We start from the raw sequence: 7722 nt of genomic DNA on the forward strand, positions 1-7722 counted from the left end.
CTCCTACCCCCGCAGGCGGAGCAGGTCGAGGGCAGCGGACCGGTCATCGCCGCGATCCGCCGCACAAGGCCATGAAAAAAGGGGCAGAGGCCCCCGGCCCCTACCCCTTCCTTTCGACATGCATGCGCCGGGCGGGTTTCCCCTGCCGCAGCGCCACTCTCCCGCAAACCTACTTCCGACCGCGACGCCGGCAGATCATCGGACGTAAACGCGCCCGAGCGGGCGCGCCTGCATCCTTAGTTGACCGAATCCTTCAGGCCCTTGCCGGCCTTGAACTTCGGCTGCGACGACGCCTTGATCGTCATCGTCTCGCCGGTGCGCGGGTTGCGACCGGTCGAAGCCTTGCGCTGCGACACGGAGAAAGTGCCAAAACCAACCAGGCGCACTTCGTCGCCCTTCTTCAGCGCGCCGGTGATGGCGTCGAACACGCCCTCGACCGCCTTGCTGGCGTCGCTCTTGCTGAGACCGCTGCTTTCAGCGACCGCGCTGATAAGATCCTGCTTGTTCATGCCTTGGGAACCCCCTTTATAGATGTTGGATAGTCAAGGAATCGCGGCGTAGGCGGGGCAATAAGGCCCAGCTTTCAAGCGGTGTCAAAGGGAAAGCGTCAAAAAAGCCGGCGTCGGCGCGTTTTTGCCCCCATGGGCATAAACGCGCCGAAAACCGGGCTTTTAGTGACGGATAGCGGGATCGCCGTCGCGCCCCTGGCCGGCGCTGGGCTGCGCCGCCAGATCATCTTCCTCGGTCCAGGTGATCGCTTCGGGCTTGGACACCAGCGCGCGCGCCAGCACTTCGTCGACATGGGACACCGGGACAATCTCCAGCCCCTCGCGGATGTTGGCCGGAATTTCCGCTAGGTCTTTCTCGTTTTCCTGCGGGATCAGCACCGTCTTGATGCCACCACGCAGCGCCGCGAGAAGCTTCTCCTTGAGGCCGCCGATCGGCAGCACCCGGCCGCGCAGCGTCACCTCGCCGGTCATCGCCACATCCTTGTGGACGGGAATGCCGGTCAGGGTCGACACGATGGTCGTGACCATGCCGATGCCGGCCGACGGACCATCCTTGGGCACCGCGCCCTCGGGCAGGTGGATATGGATGTCCTTGCGGTTGAACAGGCTCGGCTTGATGCCATAGCCGGGCGAGCGCGCCTTCACATAGGAGAAGGCGGCCTGCACCGATTCGTTCATCACCTCGCCCAGCTTGCCGGTCGTCTTGATCAGGCCCTTGCCGGGCACGGTCACCGCCTCGATCGTCAGCAGTTCGCCGCCCACCTCGGTCCAGGCCAGGCCGGTGACGGCGCCGATCTGGTTTTCCTCCTCACCCACGCCGTGACGGAATTTCCGCACGCCGGCATAGTCGGCCAGGTTTTCGGGCGTGATCTCGACCTTGTCGAACGCGCCTTCCAGGATCTTGCGCAGCGCCTTGCGGGCCAGACGCGCCACTTCCCGCTCCAGCGTGCGGACGCCGGCTTCACGGGTATAGTAACGGATCAGGTCGCGCACTGCGGCCTCGGTCACCTCGAACTCGCCATTCTTCAGGCCATGGGCGTCGATCTGCTTGGGCACCAGATGGCGCTGGGCGATCTCGACCTTCTCGTCCTCGGTATAGCCTTCGAGCCGGATGATCTCCATGCGGTCGAGCAGTGGCTGCGGCAGGTTCAGCGAGTTGGCCGTCGTCACGAACATCACGTCGGACAGGTCGACGTCGATCTCCAGATAATGGTCCTGGAACTTGCTGTTCTGTTCGGGATCCAGCACCTCCAGCAGCGCCGATGCCGGATCGCCGCGGAAATCCTGGCCCAGCTTGTCGATCTCGTCGAGCAGGAACAGCGGGTTCATGGTGCCCGCCTTCTTCAGGTTCGACACGACCTTGCCCGGCAGCGACCCGATATAGGTGCGGCGATGACCGCGGATCTCGGCTTCGTCGCGCACGCCGCCCAGCGACTGGCGCACGAATTCGCGGCCGGTCGCCTTGGCGATCGAACGGCCCAGCGAGGTCTTGCCGACGCCCGGCGGGCCGACGAGGCACAGGATCGGCCCCTTCAGCTTGTTGGTGCGCGCCTGCACCGCCAGATATTCGATGATCCGGTCCTTGACCTTCTCCAGCGCGAAATGATCCTCGTCCAGGATCGCCTGCGCCTTCTTGAGGTCGGTCTTGACCCGGCCCTTCTTGCCCCAGGGCAGGCCCAGCAGCACGTCGAGATAGTTGCGCACCACCGTCGCTTCGGCCGACATGGGCTGCATGCCCTTGAGCTTCTTGAGCTCGGCGGTCGCCTTGGCGCGCGCTTCCTTGCTCAGCTTCGCCTTGGCGATCTTGTCGGCCAGTTCAGCAAGCTCGTCGCCTTCCTCGCCCTCGCCATTGCCCAGCTCGCGCTGGATCGCTTTCAGCTGCTCGTTCAGATAATATTCGCGCTGGGTCTTTTCCATCTGGCGCTTCACGCGGCCACGGATCTTCTTCTCGACCTGCAACACGCCCAGCTCGCCTTCCATGAAGGCAAAGACCATCTCCAGCCGCTTGACCGGATCGGGCTCGACCAGCAGCGACTGCTTGTCGGCAACCTTGACGTTGATGTTGGCGGCGACCGAGTCAGCCAGGCGACCGGCATCGTCGATCTCGCGCAGCTGCACCGGCGTTTCGGCCGGCAGCTTCTTGTTGAGCTTGGCGTAATTCTCGAACTGCTCGGCCACCGAGCGCATCAGCGCAGCGGCTTCCGGACCTTCGGCGACGATCTCCTCGACCGGCGCGACCTCGGCGACCAGATAGCCCGCCTCGGCCGGCGCCAGATCGGCCAGCTGGGCGCGATGCTTGCCCTCGACCAGCACGCGCACCGTGCCGTCGGGCAGCTTGAGCAGCTGCAGCACCACCGACACCACGCCGGTGTCATACAGCGCGTCCTTGCCCGGATCATCCTCGGCCGGGTCCAGCTGGGACACCAGGAAGATTTCCTTATTGCCCTCCATCGCCGCTTCCAGCGCGGCGACGCTCTTGTCGCGACCGACGAAAAGCGGGACGATCATCTGCGGGAAGACGACGATGTCGCGCAGCGGCAGAAGGGGATATTGCGTAGTCATTCACTCTCCAGGGCCGGACTTGCGGCCCGTCATGCGGTTCATCGCCTTTATGGGGATGCCCGTCGCGTCAATCAATCAGCGATCACCATATTGCTGCAACGATGAACAAGGGCTTATCCGCCAGCGGCAGCCCCGGAACGGCAATGCGCGCCGGCTCAGAAGGGCAGCTTGAAGCCCGGCGGCAGCGGCAGGCCGGCGGTCATCTTGCCCATTTCGGTGTTGCTGACCTCGTCCGCCTTCTTGCGCGCATCGTTGAACGCGGCGGTGATAAGGTCTTCCAGCATCTGCTTTTCCGACGGTGCCAGCAGGCTGTCGTCGATCGACACGCCCAGGATGCGGCCCTTGGCCGACGCCTTCACCTTGACCAGGCCGCCACCGGCCACGCCTTCGACTTCCAGCTTGTCCAGATTGTCCTGCGCGCGCTGCAGCTCTTCCTGCACGCGGCTGGCCATCCCCAATATTTCGTTCAGATCCTTCATGCTTCGGCACTCCATTGTTCCGGCTCGTCCGAATGGACCAGCTCGGCATCGGGGAAGGCGTCCATTGCCGCCTTGACCACCGGGGTTTCCAAAATTGCGGCGCGGCTGTCGGCCAGCTGGCGCTGCTCATTGGCCAGCAAGGTCGGCTTGGCTTCCCCCTCGCCCTGCGTCACCGTCCAGGCGACACCGGTCACCTCACGCAGCGCCGGGATGATCCGGGTGGCGAAGTCGGGCGACAGGCTGGCCGTGCCGCGATATTCCAGCATTGGCGGATCATAGCGGATGATCCCCACGCAATCATGCATTTCCTGCGCCAGATGCCCCTTGCTCTTCTGCCAGAAGGCTTCGATCAGATCCTCGAAGCTGGCAGGCAGGCTGGACGCGGGTTCCGGCGCGGGCGCGGCGGCGGCGAGCGCCTGGCCCGGCAGCGCCGGCGCGGCCATCGGCACCCCGCCCTGCAGCATCCGGGCAAGGTCGCTGGGATCAGGCATGGTCGCGGCATGCATCACGCGCAGCAGCGCCATCTCGCACGCCTCGATCGGCAGGGCGGCGGTCGCCACCTCGTCATGGCCCTTGAGCATCAACTGCCACAATCGATGCAGCGGGCCGAAGCCGATCTGCGACGCCCAGTGGGCCAGCGCGCCGCGTTCCTCGTCGGACTGGCCCGGCGTTGCAATGTCGCGCCCGGCCTTCACCAGCGTGACCGCATGCACCAGTTCCAGCAGGCCGCGCATCAGCGACAGCGGCTCGACCCCCAGCGCATATTGATCGCGCACCCCGCCCAGCAGCGCGGCGGTATCGCCCTCCAGCAGCAGGCCGAGCAGCCGGCGCGTCGAGCCACGATCCGACAGGCCCAGCATCTCGCGCACCTGCGCCGCCGTGACCATCGGCTCGCCCTCGCCCATTTCGGCATGGGCGATCGCCTGGTCCAGAATCGACAGGCCGTCACGCGCGGAGCCCTCGGCCGCCTGCGCGATCAGCGATAGCGCATCGGGCTCGGCCGCGACCTGTTCGGCCTCGACCACATGGGCGAAATGGCCGGCCAGCATCTCGGCCGGGATGCGACGCAGGTCAAACCGCTGGCAGCGCGACAGCACCGTCACCGGCACCTTGTTCACCTCGGTCGTGGCGAACAGGAATTTCACATGGGCCGGCGGCTCCTCCAAGGTCTTGAGAAGCGCGTTGAACGCGTTCTTCGAGAGCATATGGACTTCATCGATGATGTAGATCTTGTAGCGCGCCGACACAGCGGCATAGCGCACCGCCTCGATGATCTCGCGCACGTCGTCGACGCCGGTATGGCTGGCGGCATCCATTTCGACCACGTCGATATGCCGCCCCTCGGCAATCGCCATGCAGGGTTCGCACACGCCGCACGGGTCGATCGTCGGCCCGCCCTGCCCATCCGGGCCGATGCAGTTCAGCGCCTTGGCGATCAGCCGCGCGGTCGACGTCTTGCCGACTCCGCGCACGCCGGTCATCAGAAAGGCATGGGCGAGGCGGCCGCGCCGGATCGCATTGCCCAGCGTCTGGACCATGGCGTCCTGCCCGATCAGCTCGCGAAAGTTGCGCGGACGATATTTGCGCGCAAGCACGCGATAGGGCTGAGGGGAATCGGACATGCCTGTTTCCTAACCGTTCAGATGCGGCTTGTCGAAGCCCGTTCGGACCTTGCGAAGAGATGATGCTGTGCGGAAAGGTGGGAGCCGGAACGACCCGCAGAAAAATCGTTGTGGCTGCTTCCGTCAGGACCTGACCAGGTTGGCGACGACTACGTCCGCCCGACTCCCGGCCGGGCATATGGCGAACTCATGACAGGAAGGCAAGGGCTTCCATGCCCTTGCCTTCCTGAAAGCTAGTCCAGCCCGCTCTTCTGCGCCTTGCTGACGAATTCCAGCGCCGAATGGGCGGCCTCGGCGATCGCCGCCTCGGCCTTCTTGTCGTCCACCGTCGGCCGGTCGAGATAAATGGCCAATATATATTCCTCGCCCGCGGGCGACTTCACCAGCGCGACGTCATTATAGGCGGTGCCGCAGCTGCCGGTCTTGCTGCCCGACGTCCAGCCTTCGGGCAGACCCGCCTTGATCCTTTTGTCGCCGGTGGTGCTGGCATTGAGCCAGCCGCGCAACCTGTCGGCATCAGCCGCAGCCATGTCGCGGAACAACAGCCGCCCCATCAGCCCGGCCATCGCCGCCGGACTGGTCGTGTCGCGCGGATCGCCCGCAATATTCTCGTTCAACTCGGGTTCGATACGGTCGAGCCGCGTAATCTTGTCGCCATGGGCACGGATGAAGGAGGTCAGCCCCTCTGGCCCGCCCAGCATCGGCAGCAACAGGTTGGCGGCGCTGTTGTCGCTGACCTCCACGGCCGCCGCGGCCAGTTCGGCCATCGACATGCGGCCGCGCTTCTTGTTCTTCTTCACCACCGGCGCGTAATCGAGAATATCGTCCTTGGTGAAGGGTATCTCCCCCTCCAGCCCGAACTTGCCGCCCTGCGCGCCGATCAGCACGGCGGCGGCCAGCGGCGCCTTGAAGGTCGAGCACATGGCAAAGCGATCATCGCGGTTGAAGCCCAGGATCAGCGCACCGTCGCGATCGACCAGCGCGATGCCCATGCGCCCGCCGGTCTCCTCCTCGATCTCCTTGGGATTGCGGACGGAGGTGAGCGCGGATTGCGGCACCAGATAGCGTGGCGCGGGCGGCATCAATGTCGGCAGGGTCGGCACCTCTTCGGCCTTCTTGGCCGGCGCCTTCTTCTTGGGCGCGGCCGACAGCGGCAAGGCCACGACCAGACAGGCGGTCAGCGCCGCGAGCGAGAGGGATTTGCGCAGCGCCATGGTTTACATACCTTGCATATTGTTGAATTCGCCGGGGATACGGACGGTCAGCGCGTCCAATTGCTCGGACAGAATGATCTGGCAGGCCAGGCGGCTGGTGCGGGTCGCCGCAGCCGCCAGGTCCAGCATATCCTCCTCATCCTCGCTCGCGCGCGGCAGCCGGTCGAAATCGGCGGCATCGACGATGACATGACAGGTCGAACAGGCCATCTGCCCTTCGCATGTTCCTTCCAGCGGCTGACCCGCCGCCTGTGCAACCTCCAGCAGGACGGACCCGGCAGGCGCATCGACCTCCAGTCGATTTTCGCCGTCGGCGCTGATGAAGGTGACCATGGTCATGCTATGCGATGCTCCCTGCTCACGGCGCCGCTTGTGCGGTCGCCGCCCCGTTAATCACCTTCGCAGCCTCCTCCAGTTCGGCCGGTGTCGTGTATCGGCCAAAGCCGATCCGCACCGATCCGCGCGCCTGACTGTCTGAAAGACCCAAGGCGCGCAGCACATGGCTAGGCCGCCCGGACCCGCTCGCGCAAGCGCTGCCGAGCGAAAAAGACACATTGCGGCAATCGGACAACAATCGCGCGCCGTCGATCCCGGCGCGACGAATGTTGAGATTGCCGGGATAACGCGCGTCGGCGCTGCCGTTCAGCGTCCAGTGGGCGAACAGTGCGCGCGCCTGCGCAGACAGCGCCGCGATGTGCGCGCGATCGGCTTCGGCCTGTTCCCGCATCAGGCGCGCCGCCACGCCAAAGCCGGCGCACAAGGCGGGCGACAAGGTGCCCGACCGCAACCCGCCTTCCTGTCCGCCGCCATGGATCAGCGGGTCGACCTTCACCCCGTCGCGCAGCCACAGCGCGCCGATGCCTTTGGGGCCGTGAATCTTGTGCGCACTGATCGCCACCATGTCGCACGGGTCGGGGATCGGCACCCGGCCATAGCCCTGCACCGCGTCGCACAGGAACAGCGCGCCCGCCTGATGGGCCAGTTCCGCCAACGCGCCGACCGGCTGGATCACGCCAATCTCGTTATTGACCAGCATCGCGACGACCAGCGCTACCCCGGGCACGATCGCCCGCGCCGCCGCCGCCAGATCGACCAGCCCGTCGCCATCCACCGGCAAGACCGTCACCGCCCGGCCCGTCCGCCGCATCGCCGCCACCGTATCCAGCACGGCGGCATGTTCGGTCGCGATGGTGACGATGTCGCCCGGCGGCGCGCCCTGGATCGCGATGTTCAGCGCCTCGGTCGCGCCGGAGGCGAAGAGCAGCCTACCAGCCGGGGGCAGCAACTGGCCGATCGCATCGCGCGCCACTTCCACCTGCGCCGCCACCATGCGCCC

The 7722-nt window shown here is 65.8% G+C and carries 7 protein-coding genes and 1 other RNA gene; all 8 read right to left on the reverse strand.

Annotation, left to right across the window (positions count from 1 at the left end):
- Positions 1–236: 236 nt before the first annotated feature.
- Positions 237–509 carry an HU family DNA-binding protein gene (locus CG471_RS28100; RefSeq protein WP_004207699.1) on the reverse strand — a complete coding sequence of 91 codons (273 nt, stop codon included), beginning with the start codon at positions 507–509 and terminating at the stop codon, positions 237–239.
- Between the two features lie 162 nt (positions 510–671).
- Entirely contained in the window at positions 672–3071 is a 2400-nt protein-coding gene (gene lon / locus CG471_RS28105) for an endopeptidase La (RefSeq protein ID WP_004207700.1), read from the reverse strand.
- A 155-nt stretch (positions 3072–3226) separates the two neighbouring features.
- The gene (locus CG471_RS28110) at positions 3227–3550 is read right to left on the reverse strand and encodes a YbaB/EbfC family nucleoid-associated protein (protein WP_099234461.1); all 324 of its coding nucleotides are present in this window, start codon (positions 3548–3550) and stop codon (positions 3227–3229) included.
- Positions 3547–5172, reverse strand: a complete 1626-nt coding sequence (locus CG471_RS28115; protein WP_099234462.1) for a DNA polymerase III subunit gamma/tau — start codon at positions 5170–5172, stop codon at positions 3547–3549. Before CG471_RS28115 ends, CG471_RS28110 begins: the two co-directional genes overlap by 4 nt.
- Before the next feature lie 73 nt (positions 5173–5245).
- Positions 5246–5343: signal recognition particle sRNA small type (gene ffs, locus CG471_RS28120), an RNA gene on the reverse strand.
- A 62-nt stretch (positions 5344–5405) separates the two neighbouring features.
- Positions 5406–6386: an SGM family class A beta-lactamase gene (gene blaSGM, locus CG471_RS28125; protein WP_099234463.1), complete on the reverse strand. Its 981-nt coding sequence runs from the start codon at positions 6384–6386 to the stop codon at positions 5406–5408.
- A 3-nt stretch (positions 6387–6389) separates the two neighbouring features.
- Positions 6390–6725, reverse strand: coding sequence for a 2Fe-2S iron-sulfur cluster-binding protein (locus CG471_RS28130; RefSeq protein ID WP_010337134.1), 336 nt, complete (start codon positions 6723–6725; stop codon positions 6390–6392).
- Between the two features lie 19 nt (positions 6726–6744).
- Positions 6745–7722: cysteine desulfurase family protein (locus tag CG471_RS28135; RefSeq protein WP_099234464.1), on the reverse strand; the 978-nt coding region annotated here is incomplete at its 5' end.

Origin of the sequence: Sphingobium sp. IP1, assembly GCF_002708645.1 — a bacterium.
Taxonomy (GTDB): Bacteria; Pseudomonadota; Alphaproteobacteria; order Sphingomonadales; family Sphingomonadaceae; genus Sphingobium; species Sphingobium yanoikuyae.

What these genes read in the sequence shown, in the direction of transcription:
- CG471_RS28100 (WP_004207699.1), bottom strand. Translation starts at nt 509, where the DNA reads ATGAACAAGCAGGATCTTATCAGCGCGGTCGCTGAAAGCAGCGGTCTC.
- lon (WP_004207700.1), bottom strand. Translation starts at nt 3,071, where the DNA reads ATGACTACGCAATATCCCCTTCTGCCGCTGCGCGACATCGTCGTCTTC.
- CG471_RS28110 (WP_099234461.1), bottom strand. Translation starts at nt 3,550, where the DNA reads ATGAAGGATCTGAACGAAATATTGGGGATGGCCAGCCGCGTGCAGGAA.
- CG471_RS28115 (WP_099234462.1), bottom strand. Translation starts at nt 5,172, where the DNA reads ATGTCCGATTCCCCTCAGCCCTATCGCGTGCTTGCGCGCAAATATCGT.
- blaSGM (WP_099234463.1), bottom strand. Translation starts at nt 6,386, where the DNA reads ATGGCGCTGCGCAAATCCCTCTCGCTCGCGGCGCTGACCGCCTGTCTG.
- CG471_RS28130 (WP_010337134.1), bottom strand. Translation starts at nt 6,725, where the DNA reads ATGACCATGGTCACCTTCATCAGCGCCGACGGCGAAAATCGACTGGAG.